This is a genomic window from Oerskovia enterophila (assembly GCF_044748475.1).
In the GTDB taxonomy this organism is placed as follows: Bacteria; Actinomycetota; Actinomycetes; order Actinomycetales; family Cellulomonadaceae; genus Oerskovia; species Oerskovia enterophila.
This window is the reverse complement of sequence record NZ_JBIVFZ010000002.1, coordinates 502,847-521,220: the sequence shown is the minus strand read 5'-3', so window position 1 is coordinate 521,220 and position 18,374 is coordinate 502,847. Positions and strand designations below refer to the sequence as shown.

19 protein-coding genes and 1 riboswitch are annotated in these 18,374 nt (G+C 72.0%); of the genes, 8 read left to right on the top strand and 11 right to left on the bottom strand.

Features of this window, described 5'->3' with window-relative positions; genetic code table 11:
• Positions 1-8: 8 nt before the first annotated feature.
• The 3 genes from manA to ACIPWA_RS06915 all read left to right on the top strand — a co-directional run bounded on the left by manA (position 9) and on the right by ACIPWA_RS06915 (position 3,198).
• Complete coding sequence (manA, locus tag ACIPWA_RS06925; RefSeq protein ID WP_400289062.1) at positions 9-1,292, top strand: mannose-6-phosphate isomerase, class I; 1,284 nt, start codon at positions 9-11, stop codon at positions 1,290-1,292.
• A 98-nt stretch (positions 1,293-1,390) separates the two neighbouring features.
• The gene (locus ACIPWA_RS06920) at positions 1,391-1,858 is read left to right on the top strand and encodes a MarR family winged helix-turn-helix transcriptional regulator (protein ID WP_068626129.1); all 468 of its coding nucleotides are present in this window, start codon (positions 1,391-1,393) and stop codon (positions 1,856-1,858) included.
• Positions 1,855-3,198, top strand: a complete 1,344-nt coding sequence (locus ACIPWA_RS06915; protein ID WP_068626130.1) for an MFS transporter — start codon at positions 1,855-1,857, stop codon at positions 3,196-3,198. Before ACIPWA_RS06920 ends, ACIPWA_RS06915 begins: the two co-directional genes overlap by 4 nt.
• 111 nt (positions 3,199-3,309) lie before the next feature.
• Here the strand turns inward: ACIPWA_RS06915 and serC are convergent, their stop codons facing one another.
• On the bottom strand, positions 3,310-4,443 hold the full coding sequence (gene serC, locus ACIPWA_RS06910) for a phosphoserine transaminase (protein ID WP_400289060.1): 1,134 nt from the start codon (positions 4,441-4,443) through the stop codon (positions 3,310-3,312).
• Positions 4,444-4,575: 132 nt separating this feature from the next.
• On the opposite strand from serC, the gene ACIPWA_RS06905 reads away from it, so the two are divergent.
• The 3 genes from ACIPWA_RS06905 (at position 4,576) to ACIPWA_RS06895 (ending at position 7,704) form a co-directional block, all read left to right on the top strand.
• Positions 4,576-5,292 carry an iron-dependent transcriptional repressor DtxR gene (locus ACIPWA_RS06905; RefSeq protein WP_354510690.1) on the top strand — a complete coding sequence of 239 codons (717 nt, stop codon included), beginning with the start codon at positions 4,576-4,578 and terminating at the stop codon, positions 5,290-5,292.
• Between the two features lie 220 nt (positions 5,293-5,512).
• A riboswitch (cyclic di-AMP (ydaO/yuaA leader) is annotated at positions 5,513-5,702 on the top strand.
• A gap of 149 nt (positions 5,703-5,851) precedes the next feature.
• Positions 5,852-6,490: a C40 family peptidase gene (locus ACIPWA_RS06900; protein ID WP_400289057.1), complete on the top strand. Its 639-nt coding sequence runs from the start codon at positions 5,852-5,854 to the stop codon at positions 6,488-6,490.
• A gap of 266 nt (positions 6,491-6,756) precedes the next feature.
• A complete protein-coding gene (locus tag ACIPWA_RS06895) occupies positions 6,757-7,704 on the top strand; it encodes a universal stress protein (protein ID WP_056645459.1) in 948 nt (315 codons plus the stop codon).
• 83 nt (positions 7,705-7,787) lie between these two features.
• Here ACIPWA_RS06895 and ACIPWA_RS06890 read toward each other — a convergent pair whose 3' ends face one another.
• The 5 genes from ACIPWA_RS06890 to ACIPWA_RS06870 all read right to left on the bottom strand — a co-directional run bounded on the left by ACIPWA_RS06890 (position 7,788) and on the right by ACIPWA_RS06870 (position 13,412).
• Positions 7,788-8,630, bottom strand: a complete 843-nt coding sequence (locus ACIPWA_RS06890) for an ABC transporter permease (protein WP_400289055.1) — start codon at positions 8,628-8,630, stop codon at positions 7,788-7,790.
• Entirely contained in the window at positions 8,630-9,637 is a 1,008-nt protein-coding gene (locus ACIPWA_RS06885; RefSeq protein ID WP_400289053.1) for an ATP-binding cassette domain-containing protein, read from the bottom strand. The genes ACIPWA_RS06890 and ACIPWA_RS06885 overlap by 1 nt, the downstream gene beginning before the upstream one ends.
• Positions 9,638-9,794: 157 nt before the next feature.
• Entirely contained in the window at positions 9,795-11,066 is a 1,272-nt protein-coding gene (locus ACIPWA_RS06880) for an aspartate aminotransferase type Ic (protein WP_400289051.1), read from the bottom strand.
• A gap of 10 nt (positions 11,067-11,076) precedes the next feature.
• Entirely contained in the window at positions 11,077-12,309 is a 1,233-nt protein-coding gene (locus ACIPWA_RS06875) for an aspartate aminotransferase family protein (protein WP_400289654.1), read from the bottom strand.
• Between the two features lie 137 nt (positions 12,310-12,446).
• Complete coding sequence (locus ACIPWA_RS06870; RefSeq protein WP_400289048.1) at positions 12,447-13,412, bottom strand: dimethylarginine dimethylaminohydrolase family protein; 966 nt, start codon at positions 13,410-13,412, stop codon at positions 12,447-12,449.
• A 537-nt stretch (positions 13,413-13,949) separates the two neighbouring features.
• Here ACIPWA_RS06870 and ACIPWA_RS06865 point away from each other — a divergent pair.
• Positions 13,950-14,288 (top strand): hypothetical protein, encoded by a 339-nt coding sequence (locus ACIPWA_RS06865; RefSeq protein ID WP_400289047.1) that lies wholly within the window; start codon positions 13,950-13,952, stop codon positions 14,286-14,288.
• A gap of 11 nt (positions 14,289-14,299) precedes the next feature.
• Positions 14,300-14,743 (top strand): PadR family transcriptional regulator, encoded by a 444-nt coding sequence (locus ACIPWA_RS06860; protein WP_068706591.1) that lies wholly within the window; start codon positions 14,300-14,302, stop codon positions 14,741-14,743.
• 155 nt (positions 14,744-14,898) lie between these two features.
• On the opposite strand, the gene ACIPWA_RS06855 is transcribed toward ACIPWA_RS06860, so the two are convergent.
• The 5 genes from ACIPWA_RS06855 to ACIPWA_RS06835 form a co-directional block, all read right to left on the bottom strand.
• On the bottom strand, positions 14,899-15,471 hold the full coding sequence (locus tag ACIPWA_RS06855) for a hypothetical protein (protein WP_400289043.1): 573 nt from the start codon (positions 15,469-15,471) through the stop codon (positions 14,899-14,901).
• Positions 15,468-16,487 (bottom strand): hypothetical protein, encoded by a 1,020-nt coding sequence (locus ACIPWA_RS06850; protein WP_068626139.1) that lies wholly within the window; start codon positions 16,485-16,487, stop codon positions 15,468-15,470. The genes ACIPWA_RS06855 and ACIPWA_RS06850 overlap by 4 nt, the downstream gene beginning before the upstream one ends.
• 64 nt (positions 16,488-16,551) lie before the next feature.
• Complete coding sequence (locus tag ACIPWA_RS06845; RefSeq protein WP_082608424.1) at positions 16,552-17,031, bottom strand: OsmC family protein; 480 nt, start codon at positions 17,029-17,031, stop codon at positions 16,552-16,554.
• 94 nt (positions 17,032-17,125) lie between these two features.
• A complete protein-coding gene (locus ACIPWA_RS06840; protein ID WP_400289041.1) occupies positions 17,126-17,482 on the bottom strand; it encodes a hypothetical protein in 357 nt (118 codons plus the stop codon).
• 135 nt (positions 17,483-17,617) lie between these two features.
• The gene (locus tag ACIPWA_RS06835) at positions 17,618-18,289 is read right to left on the bottom strand and encodes an Abi family protein (RefSeq protein ID WP_400289039.1); all 672 of its coding nucleotides are present in this window, start codon (positions 18,287-18,289) and stop codon (positions 17,618-17,620) included.
• Positions 18,290-18,374 lie beyond the last annotated feature (85 nt).

Genomic DNA, 18,374 nt, shown 5'->3' with positions numbered 1-18,374 from the left:
CGCTGGCGATGACCTCGCCGATCCTGCGCCTGACGCCCACGCTCCAGTCCTACGACTGGGGTTCGAGGAGTGCCCTGCACTCCTTGCTGGGCATGGAGCAGGACGGAGGTCCTCTCGCCGAGATGTGGATGGGCGCGCACCCCAAGGGCCCGTCGTCGGCTTCGGTCGACGGCGGGCCTTCGGCGTCCCTGGCGGACCTGATCCGCGCAGACCCGGTCGCGATGCTCGGGCAGCGCGTGCTGGACGAGTACGGTCCTCGTCTGCCGTACCTGCTCAAGGTGCTCGCGGCGGACCGTGCGCTGTCGTTGCAGGTCCACCCGCAGCCGCACCGCGCGCGGGCGGGGTTCAACCGCGAGAACCGTGCGGGTATCCCGCGCGGGTCGGCCGAGCGCAGCTTCCACGACGACCAGCACAAGCCGGAGATGGTCGTCGCGATCAGCAGGTTCGAGGGACTCTCCGGGTTCCGTCGTCCGGCGCGGGTGCTGGAGCTGCTCGACGGGCTGCGGGGGGACCTGGTCTCCCGGATGCGGGCCGCGCTCGCGGCACGGCCGTCTGCAGCCGGGTTGCAGGAGGCGTTCACGCTCGCGCTGCACGCGAGGACCCTGCCCGACGTCGCAGGGGACCTGGCCGTGACGGTCGCCGACGTCGCCGCTCGTCTGGGCGCGGGCACCACGTCGCCGCGAGCGGACGCCACCGTGGTGTCTCTCGCGGAGCAGCACCCGGGGGATCCCGGGGCGATCGTGTCGATGATGCTCAACCGCGTCACGCTCGAACCGGGGGAGTCGATGTTCGTCCCGGCCGGGCACGTGCACGCCTACCTCTCGGGGTGCGCGGTCGAGGTCATGTCCAGCTCGGACAACGTGCTGCGTGCGGGGCTGACCACCAAGCGGGTGGACCTCGAGGCCTTGCTGGCGTGCGTCGCGTACGCTCCGGGGCCTGCGGCCCGCCCGCGGGTCCGGCGGCTCGGGACGGCCCCAGTACCTGGACGTCGGGGCGCGCTCGCGCCGGGCGGCGGGCTGCGGGAGTACCGGGCCGCGATCCCGGAGTTCGCGCTCGTCATGGGGGAGCTGTCGCTCGACGACGGGGCCGTGGCGCTGCCGGCAGAGGGGCCTCGGATCGTGCTGGTCCTCGACGGGCAGGTCGAGGTGGAATGCCCTGCTGCCGGGAGTGGCGATGTGGGCGAGCCTCTGCGGGCGAGGGTGCGCGCGGGAGAGTCGGTCTTCGTCCCGCACGTGGCCCGAGCGTTGGCGCTGAGCGGATCGGGCCGAGCGGTCGTCGCCTACGTGCCCTGAGGGCGTCGTCCGCCGGCGCCCTCCACGGATGCAGCGAAGGGTCGTGATCTCGCTCACGATCCATTTCATTACTTAAGGTAATGAGTTAGGGTAAAGAGATGCCTGCTGCGGAACCGATCACGTCCTCGTCCCCCACGAAGGCGCAGTGTCGGCCCGCGACCCTCGGTGGTGACCTGCGCGTCGCCCTGACCCGCGTCTCGCGCGCGCTGCGCTCGCAGCGCGGAGGTGCCGACCTTCCCGAGGGACAGTTCGGGGTCCTGACCGTGCTCCACAAGCACGGCGGCATGACCCCCGGCGCGCTCGCGACGCACGAGCGCATCCGGCCGCCCTCCATGACGCGCACGGTGAACGCGCTCGTCGAGCTCGGCCTGGTCCACAAGGTCGAGCACCCCACGGACGGGCGCCAGGTCCTCGTCGCGCTGACCGACGCCGGCGTGCTCGAGGTCAAGGAGACCCGGCGCCGCCGCGACGCGTGGCTCACCCAGCAGCTGACCAGCCTGACCCACGAAGAAAGAGAGACCTTGGCCCGCGCCAGTGACCTGTTGACCCGGATCGCCGCACGATGAGCGCGACGTTCTCCTCCCTCAAGTACTACAACTACCGCCTGTGGTTCGGCTCCGCGCTCGTCGCGAACGTCGGGACCTGGATGCAGCGCATCGCCCAGGACTGGCTCGTCCTGACGGTGCTCACGGCGAACTCCGGCGTCGCCGTCGGCGTCATCACGGCCCTGCAGTTCGCGCCCGTCCTCGCGCTGTCCGCGTGGGCGGGCGTCCTGGCGGACCGCCTGCCGCGCCGCAAGATGCTGATGGCCACGCAGGGCGCCTCCGGCCTGCTCGCGCTCGGGCTCGGCGCACTGGTGCTCTCGGGGCACGTCGAGCTGTGGCACGTCTACGGGTTCGCGCTCGCGCTCGGGTGCGTGTCCGCGCTCGACGGCCCCGTGCGTCAGACGTTCGTCGCCGAGATGGTGCCGAGCGACAAGCTCTCGAACGCGGTCGGCCTCAACAGCGCGTCGTTCAACGCGGCCCGGCTGATCGGCCCCGGCGTCGCCGGCCTGCTGATCGCCGCGGTGGGCACGGGCTGGGTGTTCATCATCAACGGCATCAGCTTCGGCGCGACCATCTTCGCGCTGTCCCGCATGCGCACGCGCGAGATGCACAGGCTTCCGAGCGCCTCGCGCGAGAAGGGGCAGATCCGCGAGGGCATCCGCTACGTGCGCGGCCGCTCCGACATCATCGTCATCATGGTGGTGCTGAGCGTCGTGTCGACGTTCGGGCTCAACTTCCAGCTCACGTCGGCCATGATGGCGCGCGTCGAGTTCGGCATGGGCGCGGGCGAGTACGGGATGCTCGGGTCGATCCTCGCGATCGGGTCGCTGACCGGCGCCCTCATGGCTGCGCGGCGCGAGCGGCCCCGCGTGCGGCTCGTGATCGGGTCGGCGTTCGGCTTCGCGGTCGCGACCGGGGTCATGGCGCTCATGCCGAGCTACACGACGTTCGCGCTCGCGTGCATCCCCGTCGGCTTCGCGTCGCTGACCATGATGACCGCGGCCAACACGACCATCCAGATGACGACGGACCCCGTCATGCGCGGGCGCGTCATGTCCCTGTACATGATCGTGTTCCTCGGGGCGACGCCCGTCGGTGCACCGATCGTCGGCTGGATCGCCGAGGCCTACGGTCCCCGCTGGGCGATCGGGATCGGCTCCATCACGGCGCTCCTGGTCTCGGTGGGCGCGGCGATCTGGGCCATGCGGAACTGGAAGTTCACGGTCAGCTACCGCGTGACGCAGCGCCCGCACCTCCTGGTGACCTACCCCGCGGGCGGCGCGGCGCGGCGCGCGAGCCGCAGCGACACGCGCGAACGGCTCGGCGTCGACGACGCGCAGGACGTGGCCGAGGCGGCCTGACCTCGCCCGGCCGGTGGCCGGGCGGACGCGTCGAGGTGACGCGCCGAGCAGGCGCACACGCAGAAGCGGCCCGCCCCGGGAACCCGGGGCGGGCCGCTTCGTGTCTCGGTCTCAGGCCAGCGCGTCGACCACGAAGTCGATGCTCTGGGTCAGCAGCTCGACGTCCGTGGGCTCGATCGCGGGGAACATCCCGATGCGCAGCTGGTTGCGGCCCAGCTTGCGGTAGGGGAACACGTCGAGGATCCCGTTGGCGCGCAGCGCCGCGATGACCTGGGTCGCGTCGATCGACTCGTCCAGGTCGATGGTCCCGACGACGGTGGACCGGTCCTCGGGGCGCGTCACGAACGGCGTGGCCCACTCGCGTGACTCGGCCCACGCGTAGAGCGTGCGTGCCGAGGTCGCCGAGCGGGCGCTCGACCATGCGAGGCCGCCCTGCTCGTTGAGCCAGTCGACCTGCTCGGTGAACGTCACGAGCGTCGCGACCGACGGCGTGTTGAGGGTCTGGTCCAGGCGCGAGTTCGTCAGCGCCGCCTGGAGCGAGAGGAACTCGGGGACCCAGCGGTCACCGGACTCGATCTCCTCGAGGCGCGCGACGGCGTCGGGCGACAGGATCGCGACCCACAGCCCGCCGTCGGACCCGAAGACCTTCTGGGGCGCGAAGTAGTAGACGTCGGTCTCGGCGAGGTCGACCGGGAGGGCGCCCGCGCCCGACGTCGCGTCGACGAGCGTCAGCGCGCCCTGCTCGCGCGATCCCGGCACGCGGCGCACGGGGGCCATGGCTCCGGTCGAGGTCTCGTTGTGGGGCCAGGCGTAGACGTCGACGCCGTCCGCGAGCTCGGGGAGCGCGACCGACCCCGGGGGAGCGGTGACGACCTGCGAGGGCTCGAGGAACGGTGCGCGGGTGGTCGCGGTCGCGAACTTGGCGCCGAACTCGCCGAACGCGGCGTGCTGGGCGCGCTCGCGCACCAGGCACAGCGTCGCGACGTCCCAGAACGCCGACGACCCGCCGTTGCCGAGCACGACCTCGTATCCCTCGGGGGCGTCGAACAGGTCCGTGAGCCCGGAGCGGATCCGGCGGACCAGGGACTTGACCGGTGCCTGGCGGTGCGAGGTGCCGAGCACGGACGTGCCGGCCTCGACGAGCGCGCGCACCTGCGCGTCGCGGACCTTGGAAGGCCCGCAGCCGAAGCGGCCGTCGCTGGGCAGCAGGTGCGGGGGGACGGTGATCTGGGTGGGCTCAGGCACAGGGCAACGATAGTCCGGCCTGGCGCGAACACCGTCGGGCGTCCACAATGTCGGTGGCTCGGACCTAAACTAAGGTCAGCGGCCCGCCGGTGCGGCAGGTGCCCCCAAGCCCCCAAGCGACAGGAGCGCGACGTGACCGACCTGATCGACACCACCGAGATGTATCTGAAGACCATCTACGAGCTCGACGAGGAGGGCATCGTCCCCCTGCGTGCGCGCATCGCGGAGCGACTCGGACACTCGGGACCCACCGTCTCCCAGACGGTGGCCCGCATGGAGCGGGACGGTCTCGTCGTCGTGACGGGGGACCGTCACCTCGAGCTCACCCCGGACGGCCACGCCAAGGCCCAGCGCGTCATGCGCAAGCACCGCCTCGCGGAGCGCCTGCTGACGGACGTCATCAAGCTCGACTGGGAGTTCGTGCACGTCGAGGCCTGCCGGTGGGAGCACGTCATGAGCGAGCTCGTCGAGAAGCGCCTCATCGGCCTGCTCGACCACCCGCACTACGACCCCTACGGCAACCCCATCCCCGGGCTCTCGGAGCTGGGTGAGGACATCCAGGAGATCGAGTACCTCGACGGCGTGGTGTCCCTGCCGGCGTACGTGGCCGCCGCGGACCGCGCGGGGCGCGAGCCGGGCGGGCTGCGCGTCGTCGTGCAGCGCATCGCCGAGCCCCTCCAGACGGACACGGACCTGTTGGCCCGCATCGCGGCCGCGGGCATCCTGCCCCGCCAGGAGGTCACGGTCACGCCGGAGGCGGGGTCGTTCACGGTGTCCGCGGAGGGCGCGGAGACCGTCCTCGACCTGCCCGACGACGTCGCTCGCCACATCTTCGTCACCGCGCCCTGAGCGCAGCGCACCACGGGTTCCGCCGCCGCCCCGCACCCCCTCGTGGGATGCGGGGCGGTGGTGTTCTCGATGCCTTCTCGGGGTGCCCGGGGCAACGATCTCGTGCCGGTTCGTCCTGCTATACCAGGCCTTTCCAGGGCGTCGTGACGGGAACGTGACATTCACCCGGAGGTCGTGTACGTTCGGTTCTGCTTCACGGATGAATCGTCCGTCGAGGCCCTTGCGCGGAACGCCGAACCCTGTCACCGCGCGAGGAGCACCACGACCCGATGACAGGGACGGGGGACCCAAATTCGGGTACCGGAAACGGTGCCCTTGGGGTGAAGCCAGACGGACCTCGGTCCTGACGGCCGGGTGATTCTCCCACCCGAACCCGACAGCTGACCTCGCAGGCGTCCAGGAGAGGTATCCAGTGAACGCAGTCACGACCGGCGCACGCCACCGTGCAGCGCGACGCCCGCTTTCCACCCTTGCTTCGGCGGCGACGGCTTCCTCCGTCGGCCGCCGCACCGCTGTCGTCGCTGCCTCGTCGGGACTGATCGTCTCGATGCTCGGCGCGATGCCCGCCAACGCTGCGCCCGTCGACCACGACACGGCCAAGCTCAACACCGTCGACCTGAACGCACTCACGACGCAGGCCCGTGCCGCGCTCGAGTCCGCTCCGTCCGTCACGGTCGCCGCTGAGGCCGGCTTCACGATCGAGAGCGCGGCCGTCGCCGTGACCCCCGCTCCTGAGCCTGAGCCGGAGCCCGTCGTCGAGCGCGCCACGCAGGCCTCCTCGCGCTCGGCCGCACGTACGGCCAACACCACGGCCACCACGTCGACGACCGAGAAGGCTGCTTCGGTCTCCGTCCCGGCCTCGGCCAACGGCAGCGCGATCATCTCGATCGCCAGCCGCTATGTGGGCGTCCCGTACGTCTACGGCGGCACCACCCCGGACGGCTTCGACTGCTCCGGCTTCACGAGCTACGTCTTCGCGCAGGTCGGCATCACCCTCCCGCGCCAGTCGAGCGCGCAGGGCAACGTCGGCACCAAGGTGTCGCGTGCCGACGCTCAGCCCGGCGACCTGATCTGGACCCCCGGCCACATCTCGATCTACGCCGGCGACAACATGCAGATCGACGCCCCGCGTCCCGGCAAGACGATCCAGTTCCGTCAGATCTGGCAGTCGAACCCCACGTTCATCCGCGTCGCCTGAGCGCCCTCGCGGGACTCTGAGCCTCGCGGGAGCGATCTTCCGCAGCTCGACCAGCACCCCGTCACCCTGCCTCGTGCAGGGTGACGGGGTGCTGTCGTTCGCGGGGAGCCAGTGCCGGGTCGGTGCCGGACGGGCCGCAGCGTCATGGGGTACGCCGACGACGGAGCGACCCGCCCCTCCGGGGCCCTGCGCCTCGGTGGACTTTGCCTGTTCTTTCGATAGGTTTGTCTCAGGATGGTGCTTCACCATCGGGAGGAGATGAAACCATGACTCGTGCAGAGATCGTGCTCGTCGGGGTCGACGGTTCGGAGCCCAGCCTGCACGCCCTGGACTGGGCGGCTGCGTACGCGCGCCAGGTCGGCTGGCCCCTGCACGTCGTGTGTTCGTACTCGCTCCCGTCCTTCACCGCGGCCTCGCTCGACGGCGGCTACGCGGCCCTGGACGACACCGCGATCCAGGAGGGCGCCAAGGCGGTCCTGGCCGAGGCCACCCAGCGGGCCGAGGCCGCGGGCGTCAGGACGACCGCCGCGATCGCGACCGGCGACGCCGCCGGTGTCCTGGTCGAGCTCTCCAAGGACTACAGCCTGGTCGTGGTGGGGACCCGCGGGCGGGGTGGGTTCACCGAACGTCTGCTCGGCACCGTCTCGTCGGCGCTGCCCGCGCACTCGCGGTGCCCCACGGTCGTCGTGCCCCTGAAGTCGGGCGGGGAAGGCGGCGAGCTGCCGGCGATCCAGCCGCTCAAGCGGATCGTGGTCGGCGTGGACGGCTCGCCGTCGGCCGACATCGCCCTGCGGCACGCCATCAAGCAGGCCAGGGCGTGGAGCGCCGAGCTCGTCGCCGTCGCCGGCGTGCCCGTCGGTGCGGGGGCGGGGCTGCTCGCGTGGCTGCCGGCCTCGATCGACCACCAGCAGGTCCTCGACGACATCACCGAGGGGCTCAACGTCATCGTGGACCGGCACGAGGCCGAGAACCCCGACGTCCCCATCAAGCGGATCGTGCTCGACGGGACGGGGGCCGAGCTCCTCACGGAGTTCTCGACGGCCTCGGACCTCGTGGTGGTCGGGTCGCGTGGGCGTGGTGGCTTCACGGGGCTGCTCCTGGGCTCGACGAGCCAGGCGGTCCTGCACCACTCGGCCTGCCCCGTCATGGTCGTGACCAAGCGCTGCGAGGACGAGAAGCCCCCGGTGGCGAAGGGCGCCTCGGCGGAGGGCTGACGACACCGCACCGCGTGGACGTGCCGGAGCGGGCGTGACCTCGAGGTCACACCGGCTCCGGCACGCCGACGGCCGGAACGCGTTCAGTTGCGCGTGCGGTACAGGTGCATGGTGATCGGCGCGAAGACGGCCGTGAGGAGCACCGAGGCCAGCAAGACCCACCCGATCTGGTCGAACGTGGCGGTACCGGCCATGAGGGCGCGGACCGCGGTCGCGAGGTGGCTCACGGGGTTGATCTCGGCCCAGGTGCGCAGCGCCGAGGGCATGGTGTCCGGGTCGACGAAGATGTTCGACGCGAACGTCAACGGCATGAGCACCAGCATCGAGACGCCCATGACCGCGTTGGGCGTACGCATCACGAGGCCCAGGATCGTGAAGATCCAGCTGATCGCGAACGCGAAGACCAGCAGCAGGGCGACGGCCAGCAGGACGCCGACCACCCCGCCAGCGGGCCGGAAGCCGATCGCGAGCCCCAAGCCAACCGTGATGACCGACGCGATCGTGTACCGGACCGTGTCTCCCATGAGCGCGCCCACGATCGGGGCGGGCCGCCAGATCGGGAGCGAGCGGAACCGGTCGAACACGCCCTTGGTGATGTCGGTGTTCAGGGTGAAGCCCGTGTAGACCGTGATGATCAGGACCGTCTGCACCAGGATGCCGGGCAGCAGGTACTGCAGGTAGGTCGTCGTGTCCCCGGCGATCGCCCCGCCGAACAGGTACGTGAACATGAGCGTGAAGATGATCGGCGTGAGCGTGACGTCGAACAGCTGCTCGGGGACGTGCTTGATCTTGAGCAGCGCCCGCCACGCGAACGTCAGGGTGTTCGCGAGCGGCGACGGCCGGGTCGGGTGCTGGTCGATCGCGATGGCCTCGCGCAGCGTCTGTGCCTCCGGGGTGGTGATCACCTCGGTCTGGGTCGCGGCCATCAGGCCACCTCCTCGGTGTGGCTCGTGGTGCCACTTCGGTTCTGGTCTTCCTCGTCGACCGGCTGGCCCGTGAGCGCCAGGAACACCTCGTCGAGGCTCGGCTGCCCGAGCGTGAACTCCGGTACCCCGATGCCCGCGTCCGCGAGAGCGGGCAGGAGCTGTGCTGCCAGGTCCGCGCCGTCGTCGGGCACGCGCGCCGAGAACGCGTACGGGTCCGGTGCGAGCACGACCTCCGCGCGCAGCACGCGCTCGACGATCTCCGCGGCCCGGGCGCGCTCGGACGAGTCGGCGAGACGCAGGTTCACCGACCCCTCGCCGACCGAGCGCTTGAGCTCGGTCGCGGTGCCCTCGGCGATGACCTTCCCGTGGTCGATCACGGCGATGCGGTCCGCGAGCTGGTCGGCCTCCTCGAGGTACTGGGTCGTGAGCAGCACGGTCGCGCCGTCGGCCACGAGCACGCGCACGATGTCCCACACCTGGTTGCGGCTGCGGGGGTCGAGCCCCGTGGTCGGCTCGTCGAGGAACAGCACCCGGGGGCTCATGACGAGGCTCGCGGCGAGGTCGATGCGGCGGCGCATGCCGCCCGAGTACGTCTTGACGGGCCGGTTCGCGGCCTCGGCGATGCCGAACGCCTCCATGAGGTCCATGCCCCGGCGCCTGGCTGCGGGCTTCGAGAACCCGTAGAGCCGCGCGATGACGATCAGGTTCTCCGCGCCGGTCAGGTCCTCGTCGACCGACGCGTACTGGCCCGTGAGACCCACGAGCGAGCGGACGGCGTCGGGCTGGGCCAGGACGTCGTGCCCCAGGACGTGGGCCGTGCCCGCGTCGGGGCGCAGGAGGGTCGTGAGCATGCGGACGGCCGTGGTCTTGCCCGCGCCGTTGGGACCGAGGACCCCGTAGACCGTGCCGGTCGGCACGGCGAGGTCGATCCCGTCGACGGCCCGGGTCTCCTTGAAGTGCTTGACGAGGCCGTGGGCCTCGATCGCGAGCTCTGGTGCGCTGGTCATACGTGCTCCCTGTGTCGTGGGTGGTGCACGGGTCTGTCCAGGTTCGACCGGCGGCGGCGTGAGAACTCATCGGTGCCGGGCGGCCGAGATCTCCATCATGCGACGACGGGCGGCCCTGGACCAGAGGTCCGGGGCCGCCCGTCGGGAGCGGTGCAGGTCAGGCGCCCGCAGCCGCCTTCTCCGCCGCGGCGAGCAGCACGCACGTCGCGACGCCGTCGATCGCGACCCGGACCTCGTCGAGCGGAGGCAGGGTCGGGGCCAGGCGGATGTTGGCGTCCTGCGGGTCCTTGCCGTACGGGAACGTGGCCCCCGCGGGCGTCAGGGCGATGCCCGCCTCCTTGGCGAGCCGGACCACGCGCGCCGCGGTGCCCGGCACGACGTCGAGCGACACGAAGTACCCGCCGAGCGGCGCGGTCCAGGACGCGACACCGTCCGCACCGAGGCGCTCGCGCAGGATCGTGTCGACGGCCTCGAACTTGGGTGCGATCACGTCCCGGTGCTTGCGCATGTGGGTGCGCACACCCTCGGCGTCGCCGAAGAACTCGGCGTGGCGGAGCTGGTTGATCTTGTCCGGGCCGATCGACTGGGCCGCGAGGTGCTTCTTGTACCAGGCGATGTTGGCCGGGGAGGCGCCCAGGAACGCGACCCCCGCACCGGGGAACGTGATCTTGGAGGTCGAGGCGTAGAGCAGCACGCGGTCCGGGTTGCCGGCCTCGGCGGCCAGGGCGAGCGCGGGCGCGGACTCGGTCTCGACGTCCGTGAGGTGGTGCACCGCGTACGCGTTGTCCCACATGATGCGGAAGTCGGGCGCAGCGGCGGGCATCGACACGAGGCGCTGGGCGACCTCGCGCGAGACCACCGAGCCGTCCGGGTTCGCGTAGGTCGGCACGACCCACATGCCCTTGATGCTCGGGTCGGCCGCGACGAGGGCCGCGACGGCCTCGGCGTCGGGACCGTCGGCCGTCATGGGGACGGTCACCATCTCGATGCCGAACGCCTCGCACAGCGCGAAGTGCCGGTCGTAGCCCGGGACCGGGCACACGAACCGGACCTTCTCCTCGCGGGACCAGGGGCGCTCGGAGCCGGGCAGACCGAACAGCATCGCGAACGCGAGCGTGTCGTGCATGAGCGTGAGGCTCGCGTTGCCGCCCGCGAGGAGCTGGGCGACGGGGACGTCGAGCAGCTCGGCGAAGATGCGGCGGATCTGCGGCAGGCCGTCGAGCCCGCCGTAGTTGCGCACGTCGGTGCCGTCGGCGTCGGTGACCGTTCCTGCGCCCGGCAGTGCCAGGAGGGCGTCGGAGAGGTCGAGCTGCTCGGCGGAGGGCTTGCCGCGCGTCAGGTCGAGCTTCAGGCCGAGGGACTGCAGGTCAGCGTAGGCCTGCTGCCACTCGGCGAGGCGGGTGGAGGTGTCAGAGGCAGGAGTGGTCACCCTCCGGACTCTACCGATCTGCGGCGAGCTGCGTCAGGGCGTCACGTAGAGCGGCCATCCCGAGGTCGAGGTCTGGACGCTCGATCACGAGCGGGGGCGCGAGCCGGATGGTCGAGCCGTGCGTGTCCTTGGCCAGGACACCCCGCGCGAGCAGGGCCTCGCACAGGTCGCGGCCCGTCCCGCGGGCGGGGTCGAGGTCGATCCCGGCCCACAGCCCCACGCCCCGCACGCCCGTCAGCAGCCCCTCGTCGACGAGGCTCCCGAGGCGTGCGTGCAGGTGCCCGCCCAGGTCGCGCGTGCGGGACTGGAGCTCGCCCGTCTCGAGGAGCCCGACGACCGCGAGGCCCACCGCGCACGCGAGCGGGTTGCCCCCGAACGTCGACCCGTGCGTCCCGGGGGTCAGCACGTCGAGGATCTCGCGACGCCCGACGACCGCCGAGACCGGCACGACGCCACCGCCCAGGGCCTTGCCGAGCGTCACGAGGTCCGGCCGCACGTCCCACAGCTCGCACGCGAGCGTGGTCCCGGTCCGGCCCAGGCCGGACTGGATCTCGTCCGCGATCAGCAGGACGTCGCGCTCGTCGCACACGCGGCGCAGCGCGGGCCAGTAGTCGTCGGGAGGCACGACGACGCCGGACTCTCCCTGGATCGGCTCCATGAGGACGGCGACCGTGGTCTCGTCGATCGCGTCCGCGACGGCACGGGCGTCGCCGTAGGGCACGAGGCGGAACCCGGGCGTGAACGGGTCGTACCCGTCGCGCGCGTCGGGGTCGTCGGAGAAGGACACGATGGTCGTGGTGCGCCCGTGGAAGTTCCCGTGCCCGACGACGATGCTCGCCCGCCCGGCCGGCACGCCCTTGACCTCGTAGCCCCACTTGCGGGCGACCTTGATCGCGGTCTCGACGGCCTCGGCGCCCGTGTTCATGGGCACCATCACGGCGCTGCCGGAGTCGCCCGGGGCGCCCTCCTCGCCCGCCCGTCCGGCCGGCGTGCCGGGGTCGGCGCCCTGGACGAGCGGCCCGATCAGCCGGGTGAGCCGGTCCGCGAACGGGTGCAGCAGGTCGTGGTCGAACGCGCGCGACGTGAGGGTGACGCGCCCGAGCTGCTCGGTCGCGGCCGCGATCAGCCCGGGGTGGCGGTGCCCGAAGTTCAGGGCCGAGTACCCCGCGAGCAGGTCGAGGTAGCGACGGCCCGCGACGTCGGTGACCCAGGCGCCCTCGCCCGTCGCGATCGTCACGGGCAGCGGGTGGTAGTTGTGCGCGAGCGAGTCGCGACGGTCCGTGCGGGTGCCCGACGGCGCCGCTCCCGACGCGTGGGCCCGTGCGGCGTCGGCGGTGTCCGGGCTGGTCGCGGGCGCGGGGGCCGCCTGGCTCTGGGCGTTCACGGCCGGATCTCCAGGGTGCAGCACTTGGAGCCGCCGCCCCCGCGCAGGAGCTCGGACGTGTCGATCCCGACGGTCTCGTAGCCTCGCTCGGCCAGGGCCGCCGCGAAGCCGGTCGCCGCGGGCGTGTGGATCACGTGCAGCCCGTCGCTCACGGCGTTGAGGCCCAGGACCAGGGCGTCGTCCTCGGTCGCGTGGTGGGCTTCGGGGTAGCGCGCGGCCAGGAGCTCCTGGGACGCGGGGGAGAACGCCGGCGGGTAGTAGGCGACGTCGACCGTCACCTCGGCGGGGCGAGCGTGCGTGAGGTGCGGGGCGACGCGCGGGGGAGCGGCGCCGTCGGGCAGGGGGGAGAGGAGCGGCGGCGGTGTGCCGCCCGGCGCGACGCGCGCCGTGCCGTCGCTGCCGTTGCCGCCCTCGCTGCCGCGCAGCACCACGAGCGCGGTGTCGAGGTGGTAGAAGCGGGGGTCGACGAGCTCGAGCGTGAGGACCTCGCGGCCCCACAGGTCGGCGGCCTCCTGGTGGGCGCTGACCTCGGTGCGGAAGCCCGTGCCCGCGAGGACGACGTCGCCCGCGACGAGCAGGTCGCCCTCGCCCTCGTTGACGTGGTCGGCCGAGTGGGTCACGTAGCCGCGGTCGGCGAACCACTTGAGGTAGGCGGGGCCCTCGGGGGCGCGCTCGGGGTGGCGGAACAGGGCCGAGTAGACCAGGCCGTCGACGACGGTCGCGCCGTTGGCCGCGTAGACCATGTCGGGCAGGCCGGGCTCTGGCTCGATGAGGTCGACCTGGTGCCCGAGGTCGAGGTACACGTCGCGCAGGCGCTCCCACTGGGAGACGGCGAGCGCGGTGTCGACGGGCCGGGCGCGGTCCATCCACGGGTTGATCTCGTAGCTGACGGTGAAGTACGTGGGGCGGCACATGAGGTAGTGCCGGGGGACCTGCGTGGGTCCCGGGATGCTGGTCGTCATCTGCGCCTCTGGGGTCTGGGTGGGCGTGGGACGTGCGACGGTGCGGGGTGTGCGTCGTTGCACGGTGTCTGCTGCGGGACCCCGGGTCGCGAGCCGGTCCGAGGCCTTCCCGTCACTGTACGACCTGGACGGTCACTTGGGTGGTCGGCGGACCGGCCCCGGAACACGATCGAGATCAGGGGTTGACTATCGATACGTCAACGATATATCTTTAACTCATCGACGCAGAGAGTGCGGAAGAACGCACCGCGTCGAGGACCCGGATGTCAGGCCGAGGGCCCGTCGGAGGACCGACGAGAACCCGCCGGCACCCGCCACCCGAGCCCAGCGCTCGGACGCCCCGCGAAGGGGCTCCCCAGACACAGCCGACTCATCACAGGAGACACCACATGCGTACCCCCCACCAGCACCCAGATGCTTCCCGTCCGCCCCGCGACCGTTCCGGTCGCGCAGGCGCCTTCGACTCCTTCGAGGGCCGACCCCGTCGCCGACGCGACGACTTCCCCGCCGCCGGAGAGGGCTTCGGCCCGGACTTCGGTGCCGACCTCGGCGGCCCGCGCGGTCGCCGCGGCGGCCGACCCGACGGCCCCGGCCGTGGCGAGCCCGGGCGTGGCGACGCGCCCCGTCGCGGGCCCGAGGGCTCGGGCCGTCCCGGGCGTGGCCCCGACGGCCACCACGGTCACCCGGGCCACCACGAGCACCACGACCACGACGGACCCGACGAGCGGTTTGACGACCGGTTCGAAGGACGCGGGCCCCGTGGGCACCGCGGCGGACCTGGCGGCGGCCCTCGCGGCCACCGCGGTCCCGGAGGACGCGGCCCGGGCGGCCGCGCCGGGCGCGGCGACATCCGCGCTGCCGTCCTGCTCCTCCTGACCGAGGCGCCCATGCACGGCTACCAGATCATCCAGGAGATCGGCGAGCGCACCTCGGGTGCGTGGCGTCCGAGCCCCGGTGCGATCTACCCCGCGCTGAGCCTGCTCGAGGACGAGGGCCTCGTGACCATCACGGCCGAGGGCGGGCGCAAGCTCGCGAGCCTCACCGACGACGGTCGCACCTACGTCACCGAGCACGCCGACGAGCTGGGCTCTCCCTGGCAGGACGCGGCCGACGGCGGCGTCCGCCCGGCGCGGCAGCTCCGTGGCTCGCTCCAGCAGGTCGCCGAGGCGCTGCGGCAGGTCGCCCGGTCGGGCTCGGACGAGCAGGTGGCCCAGGCCGTCGCGCTCCTCGAGCGCACGCGCCGCGAGCTCTACCTGATCCTCGCGGGACCGGCCGACGCGCCGGTCGCCGAGACGCCTGACGCGGCGGAGACGCCGGACCAGGAGGCCTGACCCCCAGCGGTGCCGAGCATGCGGTCGGCGTCGGGATCCGCCCGGATCCTGGCGCCGACCGCCTGCCTCTGTGAACGTCGACCGCATGCTCGCTGCCGAGGCTGCGGGCGCCCTCGGCACCGACCCTCGGGTCGTGCCCGGACGAGCCGTCGGCGTCAGAGCCCGCGCGCGACGATCCGGTCCAGACGGCGCAGCGACAGCCGGATCATGAGGTCCAGCACGCGCGCGGCGAGCGGGGCCGTCACGGCCCGGGGCAGCGGACCGGCGAGGTACACGTCCTCCCACCAGGTCACGGCGCAGCGCGCCACGGGCTCGCGCGGGGTCGCGTCGGGCAGGTGATGAGCCGCGAGGGGCACGACGACGATCCCCGCCTCCCCGAGCAGCGCGGGCCCGAGCTTCAGGTACGTCGCGCGGCCCGCCTGGCCGCCGGGTCCGGGCGGCTCCCAGGCTGTGATCCGCATGCGGTCGGGGAAGCCCGGCGCACCCTGGGGTGCGAACGGCCCGGAGACCATGGTGAACTCGGCGCCGACCCCGGGCTTCCAGGCCGTCGCGTGGAGCGGTGAACCGTCCGCGCCGTGGAACGTGCCACGACTCAGGGGGACCCAGCGCGGGTGCGTCCGCACGTCCGCGACCAGGGCGAAAGCCCGCTCGGCGTCGAGGGGCAGGACGTGCGTGAGCTCGACGCGTCCCGGTCGTGCTGGGGTGCTCGGCCCGTCCGCTGCCGTCATGAAGACTTCTTGGGTCGGCGCCAGCGCACCGACCGGATGCCGCGCGGCGCACCGTCGGCGCCGGACCCACCGCGTGCCCGGCGGGCCGCTGCCCGTTCGGCCGCCTCGTCGACCACTCCGGGCCCGGCCCCGGGCACGGGGGCGTCGACCAGGCTGAGCCGGTCCGCGGGTGCGGGGACGAGCAGAGGGGGAGCGGCGCCGTCGGGCACCTCGATGACCTCCAGGACGGGCCGGAACGCCTGGGGCGGCGGACCGAAAGCCCGCCGGGACTGGCTGATCACGGTCTTCCCGAGCGCCCGCGAGCCCGCGACCCCCACGACGGCGCCCACGCCGAACGGCACGAGCCGCCCGATCGCCAGGCCGCCGTGCTTGACCAACTGCGTGCGCATGAACTTGTTCGTCAGGGCCTTGTTGACCTGCTTGAGCGTACTCGACGGCATGCTCGTCATGAGCACCTTGCCCCACGCGAGCGCCGACCCGCCCGACGCCTTCTCGACCGCCTGGGACCCCTTGTCCCCGAGGACCGAGGCCATGAGGAGGGCACGACGACGTGCGGCGTCGTCGACCTCGAAGCCGTACACGTCCGCGACCGCGAGCGAGAACGCGGCCGACGACCCGAAGAACGTCGCGACGTCGCTCGCGGTCAGGGCGATGCCCACGCCCGTGCCGACGGCCGGGAACGCCGCGGCGGCCCCCACCGCGCCGCCCGCGGTCCCGATGACCATGAGGTACTCGCGCTCGAGGATCCCGATGATCTGCGCGGGCGACGAGTGCGGGTTGCGGCGGCGCAGGCCGTCCACGTGCGCGTGGATGACCGACGACGGGATGGTGACGGCCTTGTCCAGGGCTGCGTCGAGCAGCGGCGTGCTGCGCAGGTCGCCCCAGTCGTCGGCGGTCTGTCCCTCGGGTGCGTCCTGGACCGCGGTCAGGTGCCCGTACTGCGGCTCCGGCCGGACGCTGTCCGACGTTCCCCAGACGGCCATCTGGGACTCGGTGTCCTTCTTCTTGCGACCCATCGGACGACTCCCTCCAGTGACGGCTGCTCTCCCTCGTGCCCCGGACCGCGGTGCCACGTGTCGACTACTCGCCGACCGCACCCACGACCGGGCCGAAGGTGTGCTCCACTGTCGCACCGTTCTTGACGGTACGCCCCACGGTGCACGTGGTCTCGATCGCGCGGTCGGCGACCTTGAGGAGGCGCTCGCGCGCGTCGTCCTCGAGGCCCGACAGGTCGATCTCGAAGTGCTCGGTGATGGCCGTGTAGCGGTCCTCGGCCATGTCCTTGGCGCCGTCGACGCGGATGGTCACCTGGTAGTCGTCGCCCAGGCGGCGCGCGAACGGCGCGTCGCTGCTCATGCCCGCGCACGCGGCCAGCGCGATCTTGAGGAGCTCGCCCGGGGTGAAGACCGCACCCTCGCTCGCCGGGCCGATCGACACGCTCGCGCCGCGCGCCGAGAAGCCGGTGTACGTGCGGGTGCCGGTGCGCTCGACCCACAGGGCGTCCGTCGGGGACGGCGACGACGTGGGGATCTCTTCGGCTGCGGCTGCGGTGTTCGTCATGCTGCTGATCTTCCCATCCTCGGGGTCGGCCCGGTCGGGGCGACCGGTTCCCGGACCAACGCCGCCGGGGGACCGCGCATTCCCCGGAGAGTGCTCAGGACGGAGCGTCGCCCCAAGTCTCTGACCGGCCGCTGGCGTCGACGTGAGCGAGGTGCTCGACGAGCCGGGTCCGCAGGTGGGCGATCGCCCGGGCGTCCTCCTCGGGGTGGTGGAGAGTGGTCGCGTGCCGTCCCGGGAAGACTTCCGCGAGCAGGGCGGCGCTCCACGTCGGTGGGCTGCTGCCGTGGGCGGTCTTCTCCCCGAGCCGGGACCGGAAACCGTCGAGCACCCCGTCGTCGCGTGCCGTCCCGAATCCCTCGACGAAGCTGCAGACCCGTTCGTACGTCTCGCGACCGACGAACATGCCCGGGCAGGCCAGCACGGTGTCGGTCATGTACTCCCAGGGCTGCATCTGCCGAGGCTAGCGTCGCGCGGTCACGGGGCTCGTTGGGGATCGCCAGATCGGCAGCGTCAGGTGAGGACGGCAGCTGAGAACGCCCTGGGTACGACCGCTCGGCGTGACGGGCGAGAGTGCCTGGGCGGCCTCCTAGGTGTTCGCCGAGGTTGTCGATCGGAGCGATTCTGGTCGTCGAGCCAGGACGGTGGACAGAGAACTGGTGGCATCGATCCACCATGCCAGTCGCGGGGCGATCCGTTCGGCTGTGCCGAGGATGCGGGTGTATTCCGCATTCAGGTCGTAGTGGATCAGCGGCTCGTGGTGAGCGATGCGGTTCCGGAGCTTGCGAATCTCGTCGATCTCCGCATGCAGGGTTTCCCGTCGCGCATTGCTGAACGCCTGCTTCAGTGCTGGCGCCCAGAGGGTTCTGTTGTACCCGTCTGCGAGCAACGACCACCAGAACCCCAGGCTGAGTTCGGCAACGATTCGTCCAGGAACGATCTCGCGGCCAGCCTTGGTGACTGCGCGCTTCGCAGAAGCGATGTTGCGCCTGGTGCTGTCAGTGAGACCGATCGAGTCCTGGTCGAACCAGGGGGAGTCGGCGGTGCCGAACGTCTTGCCAAGCTGGGAATCGATCGAATTTCGCAAGGCAACCTCGAAGTAGTGGATCGACGTGAACAGCGTCCCGGAGACGTCAAGGTTCCACTGGTAGAGCTCAAGCGCACGCTTCATGTTTCCGTCGCACTCGTCGGTGTACGTCGACAGTCGGGGCACCGACAGCAGGCGCACCATCTCGTCGCGTACGGGAGGGTAGATCGACACGCGGGCTCCGTCGCTCGGTGGTGTGAAATACCGAGACTAGCGGCATCGCCCGTCTAGGCGATCGTCGGGCCGTGTAGTAGATTCG